This is a genomic window from Acidobacteriota bacterium (genome assembly GCA_016716715.1).
Taxonomy (GTDB): Bacteria; Acidobacteriota; Thermoanaerobaculia; order UBA5066; family UBA5066; genus Fen-183.
This window is the reverse complement of sequence record JADJVE010000006.1, coordinates 57,013-82,217: the sequence shown is the minus strand read 5'-3', so window position 1 is coordinate 82,217 and position 25,205 is coordinate 57,013. Positions and strand designations below refer to the sequence as shown.

19 protein-coding genes are annotated in these 25,205 nt (G+C 70.0%); 12 read left to right on the top strand and 7 right to left on the bottom strand.

Annotated features, from left to right (window positions below; genetic code table 11):
* Positions 1-49: 49 nt before the first annotated feature.
* From IPL89_10960 to IPL89_10950, 3 genes are all read right to left on the bottom strand, one after another.
* On the bottom strand, positions 50-1,585 hold the full coding sequence (locus IPL89_10960; protein MBK9063696.1) for a proprotein convertase P-domain-containing protein: 1,536 nt from the start codon (positions 1,583-1,585) through the stop codon (positions 50-52).
* Positions 1,586-1,613: 28 nt separating this feature from the next.
* A complete protein-coding gene (locus IPL89_10955) occupies positions 1,614-3,164 on the bottom strand; it encodes a VCBS repeat-containing protein (protein ID MBK9063695.1) in 1,551 nt (516 codons plus the stop codon).
* Between the two features lie 134 nt (positions 3,165-3,298).
* Positions 3,299-4,798 carry a hypothetical protein gene (locus IPL89_10950; GenBank protein MBK9063694.1) on the bottom strand — a complete coding sequence of 500 codons (1,500 nt, stop codon included), beginning with the start codon at positions 4,796-4,798 and terminating at the stop codon, positions 3,299-3,301.
* A gap of 43 nt (positions 4,799-4,841) precedes the next feature.
* Between IPL89_10950 and IPL89_10945 the strand changes: the two genes are divergently transcribed.
* The 8 genes from IPL89_10945 to asnB are packed head-to-tail and all read left to right on the top strand — an operon-like array spanning position 4,842 to position 14,360.
* Positions 4,842-6,032, top strand: a complete 1,191-nt coding sequence (locus tag IPL89_10945; GenBank protein MBK9063693.1) for a glycosyltransferase family 4 protein — start codon at positions 4,842-4,844, stop codon at positions 6,030-6,032.
* Complete coding sequence (locus tag IPL89_10940) at positions 6,032-7,195, top strand: glycosyltransferase (protein ID MBK9063692.1); 1,164 nt, start codon at positions 6,032-6,034, stop codon at positions 7,193-7,195. The genes IPL89_10945 and IPL89_10940 overlap by 1 nt, the downstream gene beginning before the upstream one ends.
* Before the next feature lie 11 nt (positions 7,196-7,206).
* Entirely contained in the window at positions 7,207-8,121 is a 915-nt protein-coding gene (locus IPL89_10935) for an SDR family oxidoreductase (protein MBK9063691.1), read from the top strand.
* Entirely contained in the window at positions 8,118-9,182 is a 1,065-nt protein-coding gene (locus IPL89_10930) for a polysaccharide biosynthesis protein (protein ID MBK9063690.1), read from the top strand. Before IPL89_10935 ends, IPL89_10930 begins: the two co-directional genes overlap by 4 nt.
* Positions 9,179-10,276 (top strand): UDP-N-acetylglucosamine 2-epimerase (non-hydrolyzing), encoded by a 1,098-nt coding sequence (gene wecB, locus IPL89_10925; GenBank protein MBK9063689.1) that lies wholly within the window; start codon positions 9,179-9,181, stop codon positions 10,274-10,276. The genes IPL89_10930 and wecB overlap by 4 nt, the downstream gene beginning before the upstream one ends.
* Complete coding sequence (locus tag IPL89_10920) at positions 10,273-11,529, top strand: glycosyltransferase family 4 protein (protein ID MBK9063688.1); 1,257 nt, start codon at positions 10,273-10,275, stop codon at positions 11,527-11,529. The genes wecB and IPL89_10920 overlap by 4 nt, the downstream gene beginning before the upstream one ends.
* A 9-nt stretch (positions 11,530-11,538) precedes the next feature.
* Positions 11,539-12,450 (top strand): lipopolysaccharide biosynthesis protein, encoded by a 912-nt coding sequence (locus tag IPL89_10915; protein MBK9063687.1) that lies wholly within the window; start codon positions 11,539-11,541, stop codon positions 12,448-12,450.
* A gap of 35 nt (positions 12,451-12,485) precedes the next feature.
* The gene (gene asnB, locus IPL89_10910; protein MBK9063686.1) at positions 12,486-14,360 is read left to right on the top strand and encodes an asparagine synthase (glutamine-hydrolyzing); all 1,875 of its coding nucleotides are present in this window, start codon (positions 12,486-12,488) and stop codon (positions 14,358-14,360) included.
* Here the strand turns inward: asnB and IPL89_10905 are convergent.
* A complete protein-coding gene (locus IPL89_10905) occupies positions 14,357-15,385 on the bottom strand; it encodes a glycosyl transferase (protein ID MBK9063685.1) in 1,029 nt (342 codons plus the stop codon). The genes asnB and IPL89_10905 overlap by 4 nt on opposite strands.
* 126 nt (positions 15,386-15,511) lie before the next feature.
* Between IPL89_10905 and IPL89_10900 the strand changes: the two genes are divergently transcribed.
* Positions 15,512-17,443, top strand: a complete 1,932-nt coding sequence (locus IPL89_10900; GenBank protein ID MBK9063684.1) for a polysaccharide biosynthesis protein — start codon at positions 15,512-15,514, stop codon at positions 17,441-17,443.
* On the opposite strand, the gene IPL89_10895 is transcribed toward IPL89_10900, so the two are convergent.
* Positions 17,444-19,786 (bottom strand): hypothetical protein, encoded by a 2,343-nt coding sequence (locus IPL89_10895; GenBank protein MBK9063683.1) that lies wholly within the window; start codon positions 19,784-19,786, stop codon positions 17,444-17,446.
* Between the two features lie 28 nt (positions 19,787-19,814).
* Positions 19,815-21,011: a glycosyltransferase family 4 protein gene (locus IPL89_10890; protein MBK9063682.1), complete on the bottom strand. Its 1,197-nt coding sequence runs from the start codon at positions 21,009-21,011 to the stop codon at positions 19,815-19,817.
* Between the two features lie 28 nt (positions 21,012-21,039).
* Between IPL89_10890 and IPL89_10885 the strand changes: the two genes are divergently transcribed.
* From IPL89_10885 to IPL89_10875, 3 genes are read left to right on the top strand one after another with little or no spacing between them, the layout of a single operon-like run.
* Complete coding sequence (locus IPL89_10885) at positions 21,040-22,038, top strand: GDP-mannose 4,6-dehydratase (protein ID MBK9063681.1); 999 nt, start codon at positions 21,040-21,042, stop codon at positions 22,036-22,038.
* A gap of 35 nt (positions 22,039-22,073) precedes the next feature.
* Complete coding sequence (locus IPL89_10880; GenBank protein ID MBK9063680.1) at positions 22,074-22,928, top strand: glycosyltransferase family 2 protein; 855 nt, start codon at positions 22,074-22,076, stop codon at positions 22,926-22,928.
* Positions 22,925-23,812, top strand: coding sequence for a glycosyltransferase (locus tag IPL89_10875; protein MBK9063679.1), 888 nt, complete (start codon positions 22,925-22,927; stop codon positions 23,810-23,812). The genes IPL89_10880 and IPL89_10875 overlap by 4 nt, the downstream gene beginning before the upstream one ends.
* Here the strand turns inward: IPL89_10875 and IPL89_10870 are convergent.
* Positions 23,805-25,205, bottom strand: a complete 1,401-nt coding sequence (locus IPL89_10870) for a sulfatase-like hydrolase/transferase (GenBank protein MBK9063678.1) — start codon at positions 25,203-25,205, stop codon at positions 23,805-23,807. The two genes, IPL89_10875 and IPL89_10870, sit on opposite strands and share 8 nt — an antisense overlap.

Below are 25,205 nucleotides of genomic sequence, written 5' to 3'. Positions count from 1 at the left end.
GGTAGGAAAGAAGAAGGGGGGCGGCGCGCTGGCGCCGCCCCCCGGGTCGTCAGTGCACGATCCAGGCGGCTACGGGGTAGTCGGACGACACTCCCCCCTGTCCCCACTGGCGGATGAGGACACCGCCGGTAGACAGATTTACCCAGAACGCGGTCTGGCCCGGCGTCGCGCTGGGGCGCCAGATCGCGAAGTCGGTCTTGCCGTCGCCGTCGTAGTCGCCCGGGACGCGGAGGTCACCCGTGATGCCCCAGTTCTGGAAAGTCGTCCCGAGATCCGAGCTGCGGCGAATCCAGTATTGCCTCGCGCCCGAGACGGTCCGGGAGACGGCGACGTCCGTCTTGCCGTCGCCGTCGTAGTCGCCGGGGACGGTGAAGTCCGACCCGAGGCCCCAGGCCACGCTCACGACGCCGGCCGTGCTCTGCTTGATCCAGAAGACCCCCTGCCCGACGACGTCGCGCTGGACCGCAAAGTCGGCCTTGCCGTCGCCGTCGTAGTCGCCCGGGACGGGGAAGTCGCCGTTCACGCCCCACGGCACCGCGACGACGAGTCCGGTGAGGCTGCTCTTGTAGTACCAGGTGCTCTGAGCGCCTACGGTCGCGCCGGGGCGGTAGACGGCCGGGTCGGCCTTGCCGTCGCCGTCGTAGTCGGCGACGACGGTCGCTTCGTCGTTGGTCTGTCCGAACTGCACGGAATAGGCGATGCCGGTGGAGCTCGGCAGGATCCAGAAGGCCGCGGTTCCGGCGGGGCCGGGCCGCCAGATCGCGGCGTCGACCTTGCCGTCGCCGTCGTAGTCGGCGGGAACGAAGAAGTCGGTCGCCGTAGCCCCGAAGACCAGCGTCGTGAACGAGGACGACGCGGCGTCCCCGATCCACCACGTACCCGCGCCTCCCGTGGGCCGGACGATCGCGAAGTCCGACCTGCCGTCACCCGTGAAGTCGACGTGCTTCGCGTGCCCGATGCCCGTCGTGAGCGTCAGCGACGCCGCCGTCACGGAACCTGTATCCGAAGAGGCGCCGTCGCGGAACCGGAGCGTCCACGTGCCGTTCACGTTGGAAACGCCCGCGAAGGCCGTGTTCAGGCTCGTGACGGGCGCCGGGTTCACTTGCCCGGCCCCGCCCGCCGCGGTCGTTCGGTAGTTGTCGGCCGGCATGGCGACCGCCGCAGTCGCCGTCGCAGCCGCGGTCCACCAGTTCGTGGTGGCCGTATCCACGAACACGAGCGTGTTCGCGCCGGCGAGGTCGCTGCTGTCGCCGACGCCGGTAGCCGTCGTCGCGCCGGTCCGTGCGAACAGGAGCAGGTTCGCGCCGTTCGGGGCGATGAGCGTCACCTCGAGGTCGCCGAGCCACGTGTGGGTCGCGTTGAGCGAGACGCTCAACGCTGTGGGCGAACCGATCATTCCGCTGACCGTGAACGTGACGTCTCGCGCGGCACCGTAGGCGGGCGGGGTCCCTGCAGTGCCATCCGGGATCGCGCCGAGCGACGGCGCATTCGCCGGGAACGTCGCGGAGGTCGCAGGCCGGGCGACCCCGAAGACGGCGAGGAGGACCGCCAGTGAGAGAAGCGTTCGTTTGAGGTTCTTGAACATTCGATGGCTCCTTCAGTCGCTGGTCGAATCAGTGCGCGTTGAAGTTGGCGACGGGGTAGTCGCCGTTCTGGCCCCACTGGCGGATGAGGACGCCGCCTGAGGACTTGTTCACCCAGAAAGCGGTCTGGCCCGGCGTCGCGCTCGGGCGCCAGATGCCGATGTCCGTCTTGCCGTCGCCGTCGTAGTCGCCCTGGGTCGGAAAGTCCGTGGCGGAGGCTCCGAAGGTCTGGTTCGTGATGACGAGGTCGGAGCTGCGGCGGATCCACCACACGATCCCGCCGCCGGAGCCGCGGACGACCGCGAGGTCGGTCTTGCCGTCGCCGTCGTAGTCGCCCGGGACGATGACGTCGGTCGGGGTGCCGAAGGGGACGTTCGTGATTCCGGCGGTGGTCTGCTTGATCCAGAAGACGGCCTGCCCGCCGCCGCCGTTCCTCTGGATCGCGAAGTCGAACTTGCCGTCGCCGTCGTAGTCGCCGGGGGCAGGGAAGTCGCCGTTCTGTCCCCACGGCACCGCGACGACGAGGCCCGTCAGGCTGCTCTTGTAGTACCACGTGCTCTGGGCGCCCGCGGTCGCGCCGGCGCGGTAGACGGCCGGGTCGCACTTGCCGTCGCCGTCGTAGTCGCCGATGACCTTCGGGTCGTCGCCGGTCTGGCCGAACTGGACGGAGTAGGCGATGCCTGTGGAGCTCGGCAGGATCCAGAAAGCGGCGGTCCCGGCGGGGCCGGGCCGCCAGATCGCGACGTCGATCTTGCCGTCGCCGTCGTAGTCACCCGGCACGAAAAAGTCCGTCGCGATGCCCCAGACCTGCGTCGAAAAAGCGGCGGACGCGGCGTCCCCGGTCCACCACGTGACGGCTCCGGTCGAGCCGCCGCCGGTGTTGCGGACGATCGAGAAGTCCGACTTGCCGTCACCCGTGAAGTCCACGGGCTTGGCGACGGAGATCGTGGACGTCAGCGTCAGCGACGCCGCCGTCACGGAGCCCGTGTCGCCCGATCCGCCGTCGCGGAAGGCGAGCGTCCACGTGCCGTTCGTCTGGGGTGCGGTCAGGCCGCCGAACGCCGTGTTGAGGCTGGTAGCCGCCGCCGGAATCGTCTGGGGGCCGGCCAGCGTCGTTCGATAGTTGTCGGCCGGCATCGCGAAATTCGTGTCCCCCCCCGCGGCCGTGGTCCACAAGTTCGTCGAAGCCGTGTCCACGAACACGAGCGTGTTCGCGGCGCTCAGGTTGCTGCTGTCTCCGAAACTTCCCACCGCCGTGGCGCCCGTCCTGCTGAAGATCACGAGGGATCGCACGCCCCCGGGCGACGTGAGAACGACGTCGAGGTCGCCCACGAACGTGTGGCTCGCGTTGATCGAGAGGCTCACGGCGGACAGCGTGCCGCTCATTCCACTGACGGTGAACGTCACGTTCCGCGCGGCGCCCCAGGCGGCCGGGCCGCCAGCCGCTGCGTCCGGAATCGCGCCGAGCGACGGCGCGTCCGCCGGGAACGTCGCGGCTGCAGCGGGCGGGCCCGCGATCGCCGCGACGGCGAGAAGGACGAGAAGAGGAAGGGCGGGCCAGCCGTGTCGACGTCCGACCATGGTTACTTTCTCCTGTGAGCGGGTGATCCCGCCCGATTCGTATAGAGACTCGTTCCGTGTTTGTCCGCATCCTATACCCATTCCCCGGGCGGTTTTCAAGGCTTCGGCGGGGGCGGCCGGGCCGCCGCGGGGTCTCAGAGCCGGCGGCCCCTGACGAGCCACACGAGTGCAACGGCGAGGACCGTGAAGACGAGGTTGCGGAGCGTCGCGAGGAAGGCTCCGAACGGCATCTCGAGGTTCATCGAAAGAAGGACGAAGAACGGGCACAGAGGGTGCCGGGCCGGTGAGGGACCGAGGAAGATTCCGGACAGGGCGCCCCAGAGCGCCCCGAGGCCGGCGAAGGCCAGGAGCCCCCCGATCCACCCCCAGTTCGCGGCGAACTCGACCGGCACCGTGAGGGCGATGCTGTTGAAGTACTCGGTGGCCATCGACGGCTGCCACGTGGGGAGGATCTCGCGCGAGAAGAAGTTTCCGACGTCTGAGTCGGGCTTGTCGCGCAGGATCGCGCGCGGCACGGTGGCGAGCAGTCCCCGCACGACGGTCTCGCCGTGCCACCGGCCGTCGAACGCCGAGGCGCCCCGGAGGGCCTCGCCCGCCGCCGGAAAGATCCCGCGGAACAGCCGGTCCACCTTGACCCGTTCGTCCCCGCCGTAGGCGTGAAGACCCGAGCCGAAGAGGGACTCGTTGAAGACCTCCTCGAAGATCGCGATGCGCTCCGCGGGAGTCGTGGCGCCGCGTCTCTGCACGACGTTGCGCGCGGTCATCACGAAGGGCTCGACGGCGACGAGAAACACGGCAGCCCCGACTCCCACGAGCAGCCACGGCGGGCGCTGGCGGCGGCCCGTCCAGAAAACGGCCAGTACCGCGATCGGATACAGGAGCCGCCCCTTGGACCCTGACGTGACGGCGAGCGCCGTGAGGGCGGCGAGAACGAGGATTCCAGCCGCCGGAAGAAGTCGCGAGGACCTGAGGGCAGGCGAGACGAGCGAGCCGAGCGCGACGATGGAGGCGAAGAGCCCGATGTCGGAAACGGCGAGGAGGACGCCGGCCCACCAGATCTCGGTTCGCGTCCCGCCGAGATAGTCGAGAGCCGTGATCGCCTGCACGCCGATGAGCGGCAGCACGAAGAGGACGGACCAGCAGACGGCCGCGATCGCGGCGAACCAGGCGAGGCTCCCGACGTCGAACCGGGCCTGGCCCGCGCCGAAGAAACCGGCGCGGGGCCCGCGTCGCCCCGTGACGAGGAGCGCGGTCCGGCCCGCGGCCGCGAACAGGACGAGACCGGCGGCCACGAACGGCAGCGACGGAACGCCCGGGGCCTCGGACGCCCACGACGCGTCCCGCGCGTCGATCGCGACGCCGTGAAGGAGCACGGCTACGGGACCCAGGCCGAACCACAGGTAGAAGAACGCGACGGCCGCTTGCACGGGGTCGACGAGCGGGAACCGCGCGAGAAGGGCGAGCGCGGCGACGAGGGCGAGGAGCAGGAGGGACTGCCCCGCGACGAACGCGCCGGAGTCCGGGTAGAAGTGGCTGGCGGCCGCGATCCCGCCCGCCATCGCCGCCACACATCCGGCGAGCCAGACGGACCGGAACCAGGGCGCGGACGAAGGATCCGGAATCGCGCGGTCCACGACGCAATATAAGCTGAAGAGAAGAGACGAGAGAGAAGAACGCGTGAAGGTCGTCGTTCCGGCGCTCCACTGGTTCCCCGACGTGCCGGGGGGAGCCGCTCAGCTCGCGCGCGGCCACGCCCGCTGGATGGCGGCGCGCGGCCACGACGTCTGGCTCGTCGCGCCGGCTGCAGGGCCCGGCGCCCCGGAGCGCGAGGACGTGGACGGTGTCCATGTCCTGCGCTACCGCCTTCGGCAATTCAGTGCCTTCGACCCGCGCCGCTCTCGTGTGCACCAGGAGGCCGCGAAGGACGTGCTCCTCCGGCACGTGGGCCCGGACGCCGACGCCGTGCACGGCCACGCGCTCCTGCCGCACGTCGCGGCGCTCGAGCTCTACGGCGGTCGCGCGATCACGTCGTACTCGCTGCACTCGCCGGTGCGTCACGAGTTCCGCGCGTCCGGCCGCGGACGGGGGGCGATGGAACGCCTGCGCCTCGGAATCTCAGGAACGCTCCTCCACCGGATCGAGGCTCGGGTCCTCGAGTCGAGCCAGAATCTGACGGCGGAGTCCGAGTTCACGCGCCGCCTCGTGCGGGAGGCCCACGGGGACGCGGCCGCGGACCGGATTCGGGTCGTGCCGGGATGGGTGGACGCCCGGTTCCGCCCGGCCGCCGATCGAGCCACGCTTCTCCGGCAGCTCGGCCTTCCTGCCGACCGGCCCGTTCTCTTCACGTTGCGCCGCCTCGTGCCGCGGATGGGCGTCGACCTCCTCCTCGGGGCCTGCGGGCGTCTCGTCCGCGGGGGGCGCGCGCTCCATCTCGTCGTCGCCGGCGAGGGCCCGTTGCGCGAATCGCTCGAATCGCAGGCCATGGACGAGGGCCTGGGCGGCGCCGTCACCTTCGCCGGCCGCCTCGCCGTGGACAGCCTGCCCGCCTGGTATGCCGCGGCGGACGCGTTCGTCCTGCCGACGGCGGAGCTCGAGTGCTTCGGCCTCATCGCTCTCGAGGCGATGGCGTCCGGGCGCCCGTGCCTTGCGACGCCGGCCGGTGCGATTCCCGAGGTCGTCGGACGCTTCGAGGCCCGGTGGCTCGCGCGGGACGTTACGTCCGGGGCTCTGGAGGAGATCCTCGAAGCCTTCCTTCGCGGCGAGCTGCCGGCGCGCGATCCAGCGGAGCTGCACGCGTCCGTAATGGAGGAGTACGGCGAGGAAAGAGTCCTGCCGCGGCTCGAGCGCGCAACCCTCGGGAAACGCTGATGGCGGACCGGCCCCGCATCCTCGTGCTGCTGCAGCATTTCCTTCCCGGCGAAAAGGCGGGAGGGCCGGTGCAGAGCGTCGCGGCGCTCGTGGAGGAACTCGGCGACGAGTTCGAGTTCCGGATCGCGACCTCGGATCGGGATCTCGGAGACCGCGAGGCGTATCCCGGAATCAGGCCGGGCGAGTGGACCCTCGTGAACGGGACGCCCGTCGTCTATGTTCGGCACGGCGAGTTCCGGTCGCGTCTCGCAGCGCTTCTCGCCGATCCGTGGCACGACGCCATCTACATCAACAGTCTCTTCTCGCGGCGCTTCTCGATCCGGCCGGCGGCTCTCGTGCGCCTCGGCCTCGCGCGGCGCGTACCCATCGTCCTCGCGCCGCGCGGCGAACTCGGAAGCGGCGCTCTCGCGATCCGGGGCGGCCGCAAACGCCTCTTTCTCAAGGTCGCTCGGGCCGCAGGGCTCCATGAAGAAGTGCGTTGGCACGCGTCCACGGACGCGGAGGCGGGCGAGATCCGGAGGTGGTTTCCGGGGGCGGTCGTGGGCGTCGCGCTGCCGTTCGGCCGCCGGACGGGCGCCTCCGCGCCCGCGGAAAGGCCGGCGAAGCGCGCTGGAAAGCTCTCGGCCGTTTTCCTCTCGCGCATCTCCCCGAAGAAGAATCTGGACGGCGCGCTCCGGGCTCTGGCGGGCGTCCGCGGCGAGATCGACGTCTCGGTCGTCGGCCCGGCCGAGGACGCGGGGTACCGGCGCGCGTGCGAGGAGATCGCGGCCGGCCTGCCCGGAAACGTGCGCGTTTCCTTCCGCGGACCGGTGGCGCACGAGGACGTCCGGCGCGTCTTCGAGGAGCACGACGCTTTTCTGTTCCCGACGTGGGGCGAGAACTTCGGGCAGGTGATCGCGGAAGCGCTCTCCGCCGGGTGCCCCGCGATTCTGGGAGACGACACGCCGTTCAGGGGCGCCGGCGATGCGGGCGCCGGCTGGGTCGTCGACCCCGCCGACGGACGGGCCATCACGGAGGCGCTCCAGTGCGCGGTGGACGAGGGCGCGGCGGAGTGGGCCCGTCGCTCGGCCCGGGCGCGGAAATGGGCCGAGGCCGTCGGGGACCGCACCGGTGCGATCGAGCACCACCGTTCCCTTTTCCGCGGCGCGCTCGGGCGCGTGTGAGAATCGGTCGAGTGTCTTCTGAATCGACGCGCCGTCCGGAGATTCTCGTCCTGGGCGCGACCGGGATGCTCGGTCACCGCGTCGCCCTCGAGTTCGCTCGGGCCGGCGCGGTCGTCCGGGCGGCGGCCCGGGGCGTGTGCGAAGGCCCCTCCGCCGCCCTCGGGGAGCTCCTGCCGCCCGGGTCCGTGAGCTGGGGGTTCGACGCGCGCGACCTCGCCTCCGTCGAGCGACTCCTCGCGTCCTACCGGCCGCGCGTCATCGTGAACTGCGTGGGGGTCGTGAAACAGCGCCCGGAGGCGGCCGACGCGGAAGTATCCGTCGCCGTCAACGCGCTCTTTCCGCACGCGCTCGCCCGAATGGCGCGGAGTTTCGGGGGGCGGGTCCTGCACGTGAGCACGGACTGCGTCTTCTCGGGCGCGCGCGGCGGATACCGCGAGGACGATCTCTGCGACGCGCGGGATCTCTACGGACGCTCGAAAGCCCTCGGCGAGCTCACGGACGGCGACGTCCTGACGGTCCGCACGTCGATCGTGGGCCGCCAGCTCACCGGCGCTTCCTCGCTCCTCGAGTGGTTCCTCGCGCAGCCCGGCCCCGCGGTGCCCGGGTTCACCGGCGCGTTCTTCTCGGGAGTCACGACGCTCGAGCTCGCCCGGGTCCTCGCGGCGCTCGCGGCAGCGTCGGCGTCCCTGCGCGGCCTTTACCACGTCGCGGGGCCGCGGATCTCCAAGCGGGATCTCCTGACTCACTTTCGAGACGCATACCGAAAGCCCGTCGAGATCGAGCCCGACCCGCGGCTCGCCGTCGACCGGAGCCTTGACGGGACGCGATTCGAGGAGGCGGCGGGGTGGCGGGCGCCCGGCTGGCCCGCGATGATCGCCGAGCTGGCGGCGGACGGTGTGGCGTACGATCACTGGAGAGCAACGTGAGTCTTTTCGAAGGCAAGAGGGTCCTCGTGACCGGCGGAACGGGATCCCTCGGGAAGAGTCTCGTCGCGCGCCTCCTCCGGGGCGGCGAGGGGCTGCCGGAGAAGATCATCGTCTTCTCGCGCGACGAGGCGAAGCAGCACGAGATGCGGGTTGCCGCGCAGAACCGGCGCGCGGCGACCGACGAGGTCATCTTCCGGAATTTCCAGCAGCGCCTGGAGTTCCGGATCGGCGACGTGCGCGACCCGGGCACGCTCACGGGGGCGCTCCTCTCCGCCGACGTCGTGATCAACGCCGCGGCGCTCAAGCAGGTGCCGACGTGCGAGTACTTCCCCTACGAGGCCGTCCGCACGAACGTGGGCGGGGCGGAGAACATCGTGTCGATTCTCGAGCGCGTCAAGACGCCGGTGGCGGTCGTCGTGGGCGTCTCGACGGACAAGGCGTGCAAGCCCGTGAACACGATGGGGCTCACGAAGGCACTCCAGGAACGCATCTTCATCCAGGGCAACCTGCGCGCGCCGGCGACGCGCTTCGTCTGCGTGAGGTACGGCAACGTCCTCGCCTCGCGCGGCTCGGTGATCCCTCTCTTCCACGAGCAGATTCGGGCGGGCGGCCCGGTCACGATCACGTGCGAGGAGATGACCCGGTTTCTCCTCACCCTCGACGACGCGGTCGACACCGTATTCGACGCGATCCGTGCGGCGCGCCGCGGCGAAACGTGGATCCCCCGGGCTCCCTCCGCGCGAATCGTGGACGTCGTCCGCGCCCTCGTGGGCGAGAGGAAGATCCCGCTGTCCGTCACGGGCATCCGGCCGGGGGAGAAGCTCCACGAGATCCTCGTGAGCGAGGAAGAGGCGCCGCGCACCGGAGCTCGCGGACGCTGGGTGGCGATCCGCGCGATGCTCCCGGAGCTCGAGACGGAGACCGGGGAGCCCGCCGTCTTCCGGTCGGAGTACAGCTCGGAGACGTCGCCGATGACTCTCGACGAGACGCGCGCGCTCCTCGAGAAGAACGGCCTCCTGCCCGGGCAGGTCGCCGCGGGCGACGGAGAGCTGCTGCGGTGAGGGTCCTGACGGTCCTCGGGACGCGGCCCGAAATCATCCGGCTCAGCAGGATCATTCCGGCGATCGATGCGCTCTCCGAGCACCGCCTGGTTCACACGGGCCAGAATTCGGACCCCGGCCTCAGCGATGTCTTCTTTCGCGAGCTCGGCGTGCGCGAGCCGGATCATCGTCTCGGCATCGGCTCCGCGAGCTTCGCCGAACAGGTCGGGCGCGTCGTCGCGGGCGTCGACGCTCTCCTCGCGGAATTCCAGCCGGACCGCGTCGTGATCCTCGGCGACACGAACAGCGGCCTCGCTGCGATTCCCGCGGCGCGGCGCCGGATTCCGGTACTCCACCTGGAGGCGGGGAATCGCTGCTACGACGACCGGGTTCCCGAAGAGCTGAACCGCCGGCTCATCGACCACGCGAGCACGATCCTCCTTCCGTACACGCGGCGTTCCATGGAGAACCTGGTGCGGGAAGGGATCGAGCGCGAGAGGATCTTCGTGGTCGGCAACCCGATCTTCGAAGTTCTCGAGCACTACGCTCCGCAGATCGACGGATCGGACGTCCTCGCGCGGCTCGCTCTCGCGCCCGGGGAGTTTCTCCTCGCGACCTTCCACCGCGCGGAGAACGTGGACGACACGGATCGTCTCGCTGCGCTCATCGAGGCTCTCGTTGCCGCGGGCGAGTCCCTGCGGATCCCCGTCGTCGCGAGCGTCCATCCGCGGACGCGCGACCGCCTCGCCGCGCACGGATTGTCCGGCCGCGCCGAGCGGCTCACGCTTCTCGAGCCGCTGGGCTTCTTCGATTTCGTGCGGCTCGAGAAGTCTGCGAGGGCCGTGCTCTCCGACAGCGGCACGGTGCAGGAGGAATGCGCGATCCTGGGCCGGCCGGCCGTCACCGTGCGCGACGTGACGGAGAGGCCCGAGACGCTCGAATGCGGCAGCAACGTGCTCGCGGGCGCAAGAGCGGAAGACGTCGTCCGCGCCCTCGGGGCGGCGCTTCTTTCGCCGCGCCGGTGGGATCCGCCGCCCGAGTACCTCGCGGCGGGTGTCTCGGACACGGTCGCGAAACTCGTCGTCGGCCGGCTGAGCCTGAGATCTCATCGGTGAGCGCTCCGCGGCAGGCGGAACCATTCCGCCTGCTCGTTCTCACGCAGTATTTCGACCCCGAGCCGATCCCGAAGCCCGGCGCTCTCGCCGGCGAGCTTCGTGCGCGCGGGCACCGCGTCACCGTCGTGACGGGCTTTCCGCATTACCCGGGGAGCTCCGTCTATTCCGGTTACGCGCTCGCCCCGTTCCGCCGCGAGCAACGGGGCGGCGTGGAGGTCGTCCGTGGATACCTCTGGCCGTACCATGGAAAGAGCGCTCTCGGACGAATCCTCAACTACGGGTCGTTCATGCTCTCCGCGCCGTTCGCGGCGCTTCTCGCGTCCGAGGCGGACGTCGTCTACGTCTGGCACCCGCCGCTCACGGTGGGCATCGCGGCGTGGCTGATCGCTCGCTGGCGGGGCATTCCGTTCGTCTACGACGTGCAGGACGTCTGGCCCGAGAGCGTGGAAGCCTCGGGTTTCGTTCGCCGGCGCTGGGTGTTGCGGCTCCTGGAAGCGGTGGAGCGATTCGTATACGCGCAGGCGGATCACATCCTGGTCGTCACCGATGGCGCGAAGGCGAATCTCGTTGCAAAGGGCGTGGACGAGGCGCGTCTGACTGTGACGCCGGGCTGGGTGGAGGACGCCGAGTTCGAGCCGGTCTCCGCGGTGCGACGGGAGGCGGCGCGCCACGAGCTTGGTGGAGACGGGACGTTCGTCGTTCTCTTCACCGGGAATCTCGGCGTCGTCCAGGATCTCGGGACGCTCGTCCTCGCCGCGCGCGAGCTGCGAGGCACAGGCGTGAGGATCGCGCTGGCGGGCGACGGATCGGACCGGGAGCGACTCGAAGCGCTCGCGCGGTCCGTCGAGTGCGCGGACGCGCTCGTGTTCCTCGGCCGAAGGCCGCGGGACGAGATGCCCGCGCTCATGGCCGCGGCGGACGCGCTCGTCGTGACGCTGAAGGCTTCGACTCTCGCCGAATTCGTCGTCCCGTCGAAGACGTATGCGTACCTCGCGGCGGCGCGGCCCGTTCTCTCGGCGACGGGGGGCGCGGCGGACCGCCTCGTCTCCGGCGTCGGCGCGGGCCTCGCGGTTCCGCCGGAGGATCCCAAGGCCCTCGCGGGCGCGATCCGCACGCTGAAAGGACTCGCGCCCGCGGAACGCGACGCCATGGGGGCGCGGGGACGCGCGTACGCGCGGGAGAACCTCACGCGCCGCGCCGTCGTCGACCTTCACGAGAGGGTGCTGGATGCGGCCGCGAAAGCGAGCCACTAGACTACGGTCATGAACGACCCTTTGACGCTTCGTGACGCGGTGGTGTTCGTGCGCCGATCGGCGGGCCTCGTGATCGGAGTGCCCGTCCTCTTCGGGGCCGTCGCGCTCGCGGTCTCTCTTCTGTCCCAGAAGACCTTCACGAGCGAGGCCGCCGTGAGCCTGTCGGTGTCGAGCCAGGCCGTCACCAACCAGCTCGTGACGACCCAGCTCCTCACGAACCTGCCGTCGGCGCCTGGCCTCGCGCAGGCCTTCACGCAACAGATCGGCACGCGCGCTCTTTCGGGCGCTCTCGACGCCGCGCGGCCGGACGTCTCGTATGGCGCCCGATTCGACGAGAGGAAGGGGCTGCTGACTCTCTCGGCGAGGGGCGCAAGCCCCGCCGAGGCGCGTACGCGCGCGGTCCGCCTCCTCGACGTTGCACAGGCCTATCTCCGGGACCGCGTCGCGGCGGCGGCGACGTCGAATCTGACGTCCGCACTCTCGCAGACGACGCTCGACCTGCGCGCCGCCGAGAGCAGCCTCGTGGAGGTTCAGGGCCTTCTGAAGACGATGCCGCAGGGGACGGGAGCGTCGTCTCCTGCTGTCGCCGCAGCCCTCGAGGCACAGAAAATCGACCCGCAGGCCGCGCGCTCCGCTTACCCGGCGTGGGCCTTCCTGACGATCCAGGAGTCCGGGCTCAAGGCTCAGCTCGCGCAGGCGCGCGTCCGCGCGCAGATTCTCGACGGCGTCCTGAAGGATCCGGCGCTCCTTTCCCGGCTCGTCGGGCAGGCCCTGCAGGTTCAGGTACTCGCTCCTCCGGCCGAGCCGCTCCGCCAGTCCCAGCCGAGGCCGGTCCTCTACACCGGATTCGCGACTCTCGCCGGGCTGATGGTCGGGGTTTTCGCCGCGTTCCTCCGGGACGCCGTCCGCACCGGGGCATGACCCCCCGTTCCAGCGGCAGCCCGGAGCGCCTGTAGATGTGCGGCATCGCCGGAAGCGCCCGCAGGCTGGGGCCGGTCGACCCGGGCGCCGTGCGCGCGATGCGTGATGCGATGGCGCACCGGGGGCCGGACGACAGCGGCGAGTGGTTTTCCGCGGACCGCCGCGTCGGGCTGGGGCACCGTCGTCTCGCGATCATCGACCTGGGCCCCGGCGGCCATCAGCCTATGGTCGATCCCGGGACCGGCGCCGTCATCTCCTTCAACGGGGAGATCTACAACTACCGCGAGCTGCGAGACGAGCTGCTTACCCTCGGCGACCGCTTCGTCACGAACAGCGACACGGAGGTCCTTCTCGCCGCGTACCGGCGCTGGGGCGCCGACTGCCTCTCGCGACTGAACGGGATGTTCGCCTTCGGCATCTTCGATCCGCGCGACGAGGCCCTGCTCCTGGCCCGCGACCGGGCCGGCGAGAAGCCACTGGTCTACCGGCTCGAGGGCGGCGCGCTCGCGTTCGCGTCCGAGCTCAAGGCGCTCCTCGCGGCGCCCGGAGCTCCGCGCCGGCTCGATCCCGAGTCGCTCGACTTCTTTCTCGCATACGGCTACGTGCCCGAATCGAGGAGCCTTCTCGCGGGCTACGCGAAGCTCCCTCAGGGGCACGCGCTGCGGTTCGACCTCCGCTCGGGCTCGGCCCGCGTGTGGCCGTACTGGTCGCTCCCGGAGCCGGGGATCTCGCCGGACTCGCCCGCAGAGGAGGCCGAGGCAGAGCTCGGGCGCCTTCTCCTCGACTCCGTGAAGCTCCGCATGATCGCGGACGTTCCGGTGGGGATCCTGTTGAGCGGCGGAATCGACTCCAGCCTCGTGACCGCGATGGCCGCGCGCGTGTCTCCGCGGGTGAAGACGTTCACGATCTCCTTTCCCGGGCACGGGCGCTACGACGAGGCGCCGGAGGCGCGGCGCGTCGCGGAGCATTTCGGGACGGACCACGCCGAGCTCGTCGCGGAGCCCGCGTCAACCGATTTGATCCTCTCGCTCGTCCGCCAGTTCGACGAACCGATCGCCGACTCCTCGCTCGTTCCGACGTACCTCGTATCCCGGGCGATCCGCCGGCATGCGACGGTCGCGCTCGGGGGCGACGGCGGGGACGAGTTGTTCGGCGGATATCGTCACTACGACTGGCTGCGCCGGCACGAGGCGTTGAAGCGGCGCCTTCCGCGGCCCATACGCCGCGCGCTCGCCGCGGCGGCCTCGAGGCTTCTCCCGGTCGGGACACGCGGCCGGAACTACGCGATCGGGCTCGGGGGCGACGCCCTCTCGGCGGTCGCACACGTGAACATCTACTTCGACGCCGCCACGCGGCGCGGCATCGTGGCGTCGCCCCTGCGCCGGCCATCGCCGGGCCCGCAGGGTGAGCCCGAGGCCTGGCGCGCCGGCCTTGCGCCCGCCGGGACGAGCCTGCTGCAACAGGCAACGCGCTCCGACTTCCGGAGCTACCTCGCGGACGACGTCCTCGCGAAGGTCGACCGCGCGAGCATGCTCGTCTCGCTGGAAGTGCGTGCGCCGTGGCTGGACCCGCGCATCATCGAGTTCGCCTTCGGACGGCTTCCGGATTCTCTTCGAGCGGACGCCTCCGGGATGAAGATCCTCCCGCGGCGGCTTGCGGCGAAGCTCCTTCCTCCGGGAATGCACGCGGCGAAAAAGCAGGGATTCTCCGTGCCGCTGGGCGCCTGGTTCCGCGGAGACTTCGGGCGTTTCGTCGAGTCGGTCCTCGCGGACGCGAGCGAGCATCTGCTCGACCGTGCGGCCGTCCGCCGCCTTGTCGCCCTTCGCGGGCGCGGGCTCGTCAACGAGCACCGTTTGTTCGCGCTCGCGATGCTCGAGCTCTGGCGACGCGAATACCGCGTGGACGTCTAGGCCGGGCGCCTCGCCGCGGCCCGCTCGGCGCGTCGCACGCCGGCGTGCAGGACCACGGCTGAGGCCGCGACCGCAGCCAGGATTACTGCACGTCCGTCCGCGGTCGCGTCGGCCCACGCGAGCGCCGCCGAGCCGCTCAAGAGCATGAGAACGATCTCGAGGAGCAGCGTCCGACGGTGCCCCCAGCCCGCGAGGACGAGGCGCTGGTAGCCGTGCATGCGGTGCGCTTCCCAGACGCGTGCGCCGCGTGCGACGCGCCCCGCGAGCGTGAGCGTCGCGTCGAGAACGAACGGAGCGAACACGAGCAATGGCACGGCGGGATCAAGGCGGCCGCGCGAGGCCCCCGCAAGCGTCAGGATGCCCACGACGAATCCGATCGTCACCGCTCCCACGTCGCCGAGGAAGAGACGAGCGGGCGGCCAGTTCTGCGTGAGGAACCCCGCCGCAGCGCCGGCAAGCGCGAACGAGAGGCGCGCCGGGCCGGGGGCGTCGTGCTCGAGCAGCGCGAGGCCGAGGAACGATCCGCCGATGGCGGTCATGCTCCCCGCGAACCCGTCCATCCCGTCCATGAAGTTGTAGAGGTTCGTCATCCACAGGAGGCCGAGAAAAGAGAGGACACCCGCCGCGCGGCCGGTGCCGGTGGCCCCGAAACCGGGCAGCCAGACCTCCGGAACCGAAAGACCGGCGCCCCATACGACCGCGGCGGCCGCGGCTGAGTGCAGCGCGAGCCGGATCGCGGGCGGCAGTTCCTTTCGGTCATCCGCGAAGGAGGTGATCGCGACGAGCGCCGTCGCCGCGGCCGCCCAGGCCGCGGATCCGCGCGGGAGCTCTCCCCACGAGGCGGCCGCGGCGGCGAGCCCGATGAGGACGGCCAGCCCGCCGGAGCGCGGCGTGGCGCGCGTGTGCAGGGAGCGTGCGTTCGGCGTGTCTTCGGGGAGGAACGGAGCCCGGGTCCGCGCGAGAAAGAACGCCGAGGCGGCCGCGGCGGCAAATGCGAGGAGCGGAGAAACCGCGAGCGCCGTCATCCGGGGCATTGTCGCCGGGCCGAACGCAGCAGCCAAATCCTCGTGCCGGTAGAATTTCGTGAGATGGAGCGAGGCCGGAACACTGACCTGAGAAGGGTCCGCAGTCGATCGCGCAGGAGACCGTCCTTGCCCGCTCCGCAGCGCAGCGTGTTCCAGATCTGGTCGCGGCTCAAGAGCCGCCCGGTGCAGTACCTGCTGGACGTCTCCGTTCTCTCGGGCGCCTTCCTCGTTGCATACGCGATCCGTTTCGACTTCCGCGTCCCGCCGGCTGCATTCGGGCACGCCCTCACGCAGATGCCGCTCGTCGTCTTGCTTCAGTTTGCGGCACTGTCGGCATTCGGCGCCTACTCGTTCATTTGGCGGTACGTCGGGCTTGCGGAGAGCTTCGTGTTCGCCCGCGCCGCGTTCGCGGCCACACTCCCGCTCGTCGTTCTGCGCCTCGCGCTGCCCGAGACCCTGCAGGACTACCGCGTTCCGCTGTCGATCATCGTGATGGACACGCTCCTGGGGTTCGGGGGCGTGCTCGCCCTTCGCGTCCTGCGCCGCTTCACGTGGGAGCGCTGGGAGCGCGGACTCCGCGCGTCCGATGCCGAGAAGAAGCGCGTCCTTCTCGTGGGCGCCGGCCGCGCTGGTGTTCTTGCGCTGCGCGAGATTCTGGGCCGCGGGGACGCCGAGCTGAGCGTCAGGGGATTCATCGACGACGATCCAGCCAAGCAGGACTCGATCATCCAGGGCGTGCGTGTCCTCGGAACGACCGCCGAGCTCGAAGGGCTGGTCCGCCACCTCTCAATCGACGAGGTCGTCATCACGATCGTGCAGGCTCCGCGCAGGGACATCCGGCGGCTGGTGCGGATCTGCGAGGAGATTCCCGTGCGCGTGCGGATCATGCCCGGGATCTGGGAGATCCTGCAGGGCAATGTCGAGGTGAGCGGCATCCGGGACGTTCAGATCGAGGACTTGCTGGGACGCGATCCGGTCAAGCTCGACGAGGACGAGCTCCGGCGCTTCCTCGTGGGGTCCGTCGTCATGATCACGGGCGCCGGTGGCTCGATCGGCTCGGAGCTCGCGCGGCAGGTGGCGCGGCTGGGGCCCCGCCGGCTTCTTCTCGTCGAGAGGGCCGAGTTCGCCCTCTTCGACGTGGATCGCGAGATCCGGCGCCGCTGGCCGGATGCGCAGCCGGTCGCCGTCGTCGTGGACGTCGGTGACGAGGTCGGGATGCGGCGCGTCTTCGAGGAGCACCGCCCCCAGCTCGTCATTCACGCGGCCGCCCATAAGCACGTGCCTCTCATGGAGACCAACCCGGCCGAGGCCGTCCGGAACAATGTGCTCGGGACGCAGTGCCTCGGCACCCTCGCTGGCGAGTACGGAGTCGACCGATTTGTGATGATCTCGACCGACAAGGCGGTGCGGCCCACGTCGCTGATGGGCGCGACGAAGCGCGTCGCCGAGATGGTCGTCCAGGATCTCGACGGCCGCTACCGGACGCAGTTCATCGCGGTGCGTTTCGGAAACGTCCTGGGCTCGGCGGGCTCGGTCATCCCGATCTTCCGCGAACAGATACAGGCCGGCGGCCCGGTCACGGTCACGCATCCCGAGATGGTGCGTTACTTCATGACGATTCCCGAGGCGAGCCAGTTGGTCCTGCAGGCCGCCGCGATCGGCAAGGGCGGCGAGATCTTCGTGCTCGACATGGGGGAGCCGGTTCGCATCGTGGACCTTGCGCGCGACATGATTCTGCTGTCGGGGCTCAAGCCCGGCGAGGACATCGAGATTTCGTTCACGGGCGTGCGGCCGGGTGAGAAGCTCTTCGAGGAGGTCGGGACGGAAGAAGAGAACGTCTCCCCGACGCACAAGGCGAAGATCCTCGTTGGCAAGATTTCGGCCGTCCCGTCTGACGTTCTCGAGCGAGCGGTTCAGAAGCTCGCTCGGCAGGCCGAGATCGGCTCCCAGGACGGCATCCGCCGGGCTCTCGTGGAGCTCATCCCCGACAGTCAGCTCGGGACCGGCCCCGGGTTCCCCTCGCCTGTTGTGGCTCCGAATGCGCGATCTCGCGCGTAATCACTGCCCGACTGTGTACCTCGAACCCGTCAGGGCAATCGCGGTCCACGCGTGGAGCGCCACGAAGGCTCCCATCGCCACGCCGAACGCCCGTTCCCGTTCCTCGCCGGCTATGCGGGCGAGGAGAGGAAGCGCAACGAGGGGGAGCGCCGGCAGGATGAAACGTCCAAACGGGTTCGTCGGCTGGAAGTAGCGGAGCGAGTTCGTGACGACGCACGCGGTCAGGGCGTATCCGACGGCGACGAGAAGAAGAGAAGAGCGGCCCGGGCTTCGGTGCGTGAACCGCCAGCTCAGGAGGGGAAGTGCGAGGAAGAGCGCGACGCAACCCCATCGCGCGAACGCGTAGAGAGCGTCGGGGTACGACACGTCGGCGTACCCGAAGACGCCCCAGTACATCTTCCACGAGAGCACGTCCTGGTCGAACGCGAAGTTGTTCGACCAGAAGGCGGACCAGTGCGCGGCGACCTCGTCGGGGTAGTCGAACCGTGTCGCCTCGAACGGTATCGCGGACCACGGCTTGAGGACGAACATCACGACGAAGAGCGCGATGAGACCTGCCGATCGGGCCCAGGCCGCCCGTTCGCGTCCCGTCTCCGACATGCCGTCGGCGCGCACGATGGCGAGGGCCAGCATGAGGCTCACGACCAAGGGGGCGGCGGCCGCGGCGAGCAGGAGCCACAACGAGGGATCCTCGAACCCGCCGAGTTCCTTCGGAAGCCGGGTGCCGAAGCTGGAGATCGCGTTCCGGATGCGGCCCGTCGCGAGCGCGAACACGATCGTTCCGGTGGCGAGCGTGGCGGCGACCGTCAGGGCGCCCATCGCCATCCTCCGGCCGGATCCGGCCGGCAATCGGGTGACGGCATGCGCGGCGAGGATCGTCAGGACGACGGCGGCCGGGACGGCGAAGAAGACGAAGTCGTCCCACACCCCGATCCCGAACAAGCTCACCGACAGGAACAGCGCCGACGCGAGAAGCCGCGAACGCCGCGAATGGGCCAAGACTCCGGCGACGAGGCATGCCGCAAGGAACTGTCCGATGCCGATTGCGAGCGAGTAGTTCGAGCAGCTCGCGACGACGCCCACCGAATACGGCCAGAGTGCGACGAGGCCGTAGGCTAGCAGGATCGAAGCCGATGCTCCCGATCGCGCGAGGAGCAGGGCGCCAAGGCAGAAGATGAGCAGGGATGCCGCGGCGGACAGGACGACGTACGCCTCCAGCCGGTTCAGGACGCTCATCCTTCGAAGGAGCGGCCCCGGAATCCGGAACGCGTTGTAGTAGAGCGGGGCGCGGGTGCGCGGGTTGATGATGGACGCGTCGTACAACACTCGCCCTGGCTGTATGGCCTCCGCATCCAGCCGGAGATTCGAGACATCTCGCACGAGCGCGCGGCGCGCGGGCGAGTCGACGGAAACCGGAACGTCCGGGTATCCAACCCAACTCTCGTACCCGATGGCGTCGTAGAGGCGCTCCAGCGACCTCGGATAGCGGGAAGGCTCCGCGAAGAGCCCGGGATTCCAGACGACGGCCTCGACGGTTCCCGCATGCGTAGCTTCGTCAGCTCCCTGGAACGGTGCGAGTCCGCACGCGTGAAGCAGCGTGACAGCCGGTACGACTGCCGCGACGGCCCGCGCAAACCTCCCCTCCCACAGCCACAACCAGCCGGCGAAGAGCAGGACGAGCGCGACGATTCCGGTGACCTGCAGAACGCTGCTGCACGAAATGAAGAAGAAGAAGCGTGTGAGCGTCTCGCCCGCGGGGACCGGGTCCGCGACACGGAAGCGGTAGCGGACGATCGTGCGTGACGGCCGCGCGCGCGCAGAATCGGGCCGGCGGATGAAGAAGGCATCGAAGTGCCCGGTCCCGGCGGCGTGCGGCTCGGCGAAGCCAAACGGGCCCGGCAGGAGGCCGTAAACCTGCATCTCGAACTTCGTCCCTTCGGCCGGCAGCGGGCCAAGGTCGACCCACTCGCGGTCGCCGACGATCTGGAGCCGGTGCCGGCGGCGAAGGACGTCCCACCAGGTTGGGCTCTCGGAGGGGTGCCCGGGGAGGACGACGAGAAGGCGGGTCCGCCCGCCCGAGGCGAGCTGGACCTCGAGCCGCGAGCCCTCGGGCACTTTCCATGGCTTGTCCTCGGGCCACGCCCAGGTGAAATCGTAGACGTGGCCGGGGCTCGCCGTGGGATGCCAGAGGTCGATGTCGCGCTTGCCGGTCGAGAGGGCGGGGTGCGGCAGGTTCTCGGCGACGATCTTCTTCGCGTGCCAGCCGTTCCAGATGAGGTGGGCGAAGCAGGCCACGAGGATGGCGGTGAGGGCGAGCGAGCGGAGCAGGATGCGGCGTGGCACGGTCTTCCGGAAGTGTATCGGGCGGCCGTCAGCTTCCGGCTGCGGCGAGGATCTCGTGGTACCCGCCCGCCACGTCGATCTGCGCGTAGCGTTCCACGCGCTCGGCACCCTTCGCGACGAGGCGGTCGCGGGTTTCGTCCTCGGTCCAGAGCCGGAGGATCGACTGGGCGATGCCGGCGTCGTCCGAAGGGTCGAAGAAGAGCGCGGCGTCGCCCGCCAGCTCGAGCAGCGCGGGCAGATCGGAGCAGGTGACGGGCGTCTTCAGCGCCATCGCCTCGAGGACGGGGATTCCGAATCCCTCGAAGAGCGAGGGGAAGACGAGCAGCTCGGCGCCCTCGAGAAGGGCGGTCGTATCCGTGTCGTCCAGATACGGCAGGACGCGGACGACTCCGGTGAGGCCGGCCGCTTCGGCCTTCGCCCGCAGCTCCTCGCGCGGCTCGTCGAGCGCGCCGCACAGGACGAGAACGAAGTCCGGGGTCTCGCGCGCGACGCGGGCCGCCGCCGCGAGGAGACGCTCGTGGTTCTTGTGAGGCCAGAAGTTGGCGGGGTAGACGGCGTACTCGGTGCGGAACAGGCCGAGGGCGTCGAGGCGCGCGATGGCGTCGCGCGGGTCGAGGGCCTTGCGGGGAGGGCCGGCAAGAGGGGACAGGACGGAGATGTGTTCCGCCTTCACGTGCACGCGCTCGACGGCCATGAGCTTCGTCGCCTGCGAGATCGCGACGACGCGGTCGGCGCGCCGGAGGTCGCCGCGGAATTCGATGCGGCGCCGGCGCTCGTCGGCGTCGAAGAACTCCGGATAGACGAGGTCCTGGAAGTCGTAGGCGACGACGACATGGGGCAGGCCCGTCTCGTGGAAGGCCGCGGTGCCGAGCGGGCTGAGGAGCACGTCGGCGCCAAGCCGTTTGAGCGACGCCCGGTCGGGCGCGGCGAGGTCGAGCAGCGGCTGGAAGAAGCCGTGCAGGCGCCGGCGCGTGCGGAGGATCTTGCGCGGCTCCTCGACGTCGAGGCCCGGCCCAAGGCGGTGCACGAACGCGCCCTTCGCCGCGAGGGGCGCGACGGCGGCCTCCGCGTCCGGTTTCACGAGGAGGTGGATTTCGTGGGGCTCGGGGCGGGAGAGAAGCTCCCGGAGGAGGTCGAGGACGAAGAGGCGCGCCCCGCCGTTGCCGCCGTCCGGCGAAAGGGGAGCGAGGTCGACGAAGACCCGCTGGCTCCGCCCCTTTGACATCGCGCTACTTTCGCACAAACTCGGGCCCATGGCGCGCATCCTCGTAACGGGAATCACCGGCCAGGACGGTTCGTACCTCACCGAATCGCACCTCGCGACAGGGGACGAGGTTCACGGCATCGTCCGCCAGTCCAGCCTCTTGCAGCGCACGCGCCTCGACGCGCTTCCGGCGCTCCTCGAGGCCCGTGAAGCCGGCCGCCTCATGCTGCACTACGCGGACCTTTCCGACACGAGCAGCCTCGTGTCCGTGATGCGAAAGGTGAAGCCCGACGTCGTTTATCACCTCGCGGGTCAGAGCCACATCAAGATCTCCTTCGACCTGCCCGAGTACACGGCTGACGCGACGGGCCTTGGCACCCTGCGGCTGCTCGAGGCCCTCCGCAGCGTCGCGCCCGACGCCCGGTTCTTCCTCGCGGCCACGAGCGAAATCTTCGGCGAGCCGATGGAGTCTCCCCAGACCGAGAAGACACCGATGCGGCCGATCAACCCGTACGCGGCGGCGAAGGTGTACGCCCTCAACCTCGTGCGGATCTACCGGCAGGCGTACGGGCTCTTCGCGTGCTCGGGCATTCTCTTCAACCACGAGAGCCCGCGCCGCGGCGAGAACTACGTGACGCGCAAGATCGCACGGGCGGCGGCGCGCATCGCGCGGGGCAAGCAGACGGAGCTGCACCTCGGGACGCTCGAGCCGAAGCGCGACTGGAGCTTCGCGCCGGACATTGTGGACGGGATGCGCCGCGTCGTCGCGGCCCCGAAGGCGGACGACTTCGTCCTCGCGTCGGGCGTCACGCATTCGGTGGGCGACTTCTGCAAGGCTGCGTTCGCGGTGGTCGGGCTCGACCACACGAGGTTCGTCCATCTCGACCCGAAGTACGTCCGCCCGATCGACATCAGCGAGACGCGCGGCGACGCCTCGAAGGCGCGGCGCGAGCTGGGCTGGGCCCCGAAGACGGGATTCGAGGCGCTCGTGAAGATCATGGTGGACGCCGAGATCGCGGCGCTCGACGGGCGCGGGGAAGCCGCCTGAAGCCTCCGGCCGTAATCGTCCCCGCGTTCCGGCGCGTGGACGCGTCGCGCCGGGCGATCCGCTCGCTCCTGGACGCTGGCTTCCGGCGCATCCTCTACGTGGACGACACCGGCGAGGCCGGCGGGGAAGAGATCGCGAGCGAGTTCAACGCCGTGGATATCATCCGGACGACGTCGCCGGTGTGGTGGACGGGTGCCATCGGCCTTGGGATCGCGGCCGCGCGCGCGGGAAGCGACGACGCAGTGCTTTTCTTCAACCAGGACGTCACGTGCGCGAAGGACTACTTCGTGCGCCTCGCCGAAGCCGTGGACGCGAACCCCGGCGCGCTGGTCGGCAGCGCGGTGATGTACGCACAGGAGCCCGGGCGCGTGTGGTCGGCGGGCGGCGCGGTGGAGTGGTGGGGGCGCGGCATCCGCGTGCTGCATCACGGCGCGCCGGCGGCCGAGCTGCCAGAAGAGCCGTTCCCAGCCGACTGGCTGTTCGGGATGGGGACGTACGTGCCCGTTGAGGTCTTCGACCGCATCGGCCTGCCCGATGCGGCGCGCTTCCCAATGGCGTGGGGCGACCTCGACTTCTCGCTGCGGGCGAAACAAGCCGGACTTCCCGTCCTCGTGGCGCCGAAGGCGCGGCTCTTCCACGAGGTGGGCGACTACGACGCGCGCGTGGCGGGCGCGCCGTCCTGGAAAACCTACTCGGGCTGGATGGCGGACGACAAGCACAACCTTTCGCTCTCGGCGCACGCGGAGATCTGGAGACGCCATGGACCGAGAATCCTCTGGCCCCTCTCGCTGGCCCTGCGAACCCTCGTCCTCCTCATGAATTTCCTTCGAATCCGCCTTCTCTTCCCCTCTTCACCTTCTAAGAGATCCGAAAACGGCGTCTCCCGATGAGCACCCCTCTCCCGAAGATCTCTCTCGTGACCCCATCTCTGAATCAGGGGAAATTCATCCGAGCCACGATCGAGAGCGTCCTCTCTCAGAGCTATCCGAACCTGGACTACCGCGTGCAGGACGGCGGCTCGACGGATTCGACACTCGGCGTCCTGAAGGAGTACGAGGGACGCGTGCCCTTCATCTCGGAGAAGGACGCAGGGCAGGCGGACGCCATCAACAAGGGCCTCTCGCGCGCGACGGGCGAGGTGATCGGGTACCTCAACAGCGACGACGTCCTGCGCCCGGGCGCGCTCGCCGCCGTCGGCGAGGCCTTCGCGTCCGACCCGGATCTCGTCTTCGTGTGGGGGCGGGCGAGTTATCTAGACGAGGCGGGGAACGTCGTGTCTCCCTATCTGGCACGAACGGACGCGATCGAGCGCCTCGCCGACGCCTGCTTCATCGCCCAGCCGGCCGCGTTCTTCCGGCGGAAGGTGTGGGAGGAAATCGGCCCCTTCGACACGTCGCTCCACCACACGATGGACTACGACTACTGGCTGCGCATCGCGGCCACGTACCCGGCGTCGAGCACGCGCTTTCTCGACCGCGAGCTGGCGGGCTGCCGGATGCACGCGGACGCGAAGACGGTCGCGGGCTGGAGTCGCGCGCTGGACGAGATCATGGATCTCGTGAATCGCCGCACCGGGTACGTCTCCCTATGGTGGTGCGTCGCGAAGTGGGACCACCTCACCGACGGACGCAGTCAGGCATCGGACCCTCACCCGGTGCCGTGGCGGGCTTACCCGCCGGCAATCCTGGAATTCCTGCGGCGAAATCCGGCGCGGCTGTGGGGACGCGGGCTGCGTGGCGCACGGCGCGGCATTGAGAAGCGGCTCTCTACTTGAGGTAGCCGAGCGAGCGCAGGCGTCTCGCGAGTTCCTCGTCACGTGCGCGTTCCTCTGCGGTCTCGGGCGCGCGGGGTTTCGCGGCAGTGGACTCGGGGGCGGCCACCACGGCCTTCGGCGCATCGAGCCGCTTCCGGCGTGCGGACGAGAGGACGGCAATCGGGTCCAGCTCGGGTCCGACGCCCCGCGTCAGGCCGGCCCAGGACCGGAACGAGTCCGCGAGTGAAGCCGTGCTGAATCTCTCCCTGAGGCCTTTCGTCGGCGCCAGCGTGACGCCGTAGCCGCGCAGGAGCAGGGGCACCTGGTAAAGCTCCGGGACATGGATACCGTGCTGCTCAAGTGCGTGGGCGAGGTAGCCCTGTTCCCCGAACGCCTCCCCGTGGTCGGACGTCACAACGACGATCGCGCGCTCGAGCAGGCCGGCAGCAGCGAGGATTTTCATCGTGGCCGCGAGCCGCGTATCGAGGGATCGAACCTCTCCATCGTAGAGCGACCGGAGGAACTCGAGATCCCGCGGCGCGAGGTCGGTGGCGCGACGCCAGCGCGGGACGTTCTCGCGCGAAGGGACTTCACCCGACTCTGCCGGCTGGGGCCGGACCTCCGGCCTTCCGCGCCGGAGGTCTCCGGTCAGCGGCCAGCGCGAGGCGAGATCCGAATCGGGCGGCCCCGCGGATCGAGGGGGAAAGTACGGGTCGTGCGCGTCGACGAAGTTGAGAAACAGGAATACGGGGCGCCGGAAGCCGTTTGGAGGGCGGCAGACAGAGAGCAGCTCGGTGAGTCGCTCGTTGATCGTCTCGGCCGAGGCGAGCTCCTTGGCGAGGTTGGGCTCGATACCGTGGGGCACGGGCTGCGGCACCGCGTCGTTGCGCTGCAGCGTGTCCCACCCTTCGGCGCTGAGCGCGGTCGGCCTAAAGGCGGGCGAGGTGACGAACGACTGGAACGGCTCGATCGAGTGCATCAGGGCGGGGTCGACCGAGCCGTTCGCGCTGATGCCCAGCGTGTCGTAACCGGCAACGTTCAGCTGATGGACGACCGAGGCCGTCGCCCGGTCGGCCTCCGACGTGTAGACGCCGGCCGGGTACCCGGTCAGCATGGAGAAGTGCGAGCCGGGAGTGCTGTCGGCCGGGCTCAGCGCACCGGTGAAGGCGAGGCCGTGTTTCGACCAAGCGTCGAGAAACGGCGTGTTCGACGCGCGTGCCCCGGCGCGCCGGCCCAGCGCATCCGCTCTCACCGTGTCGAGGACGATGAGGATGATGTTCGGACGATCCCTCGGAGGCGGCGGGGACGCCTGAGCCCGCGGGCCCGCGAGCCCCGCGAAGGCCGCGAGGAGGACCAGTATTGCGGCAACGCGGCGTCCTGGACCGGGCACGAGCGGGCGGACACAGGATTCCAC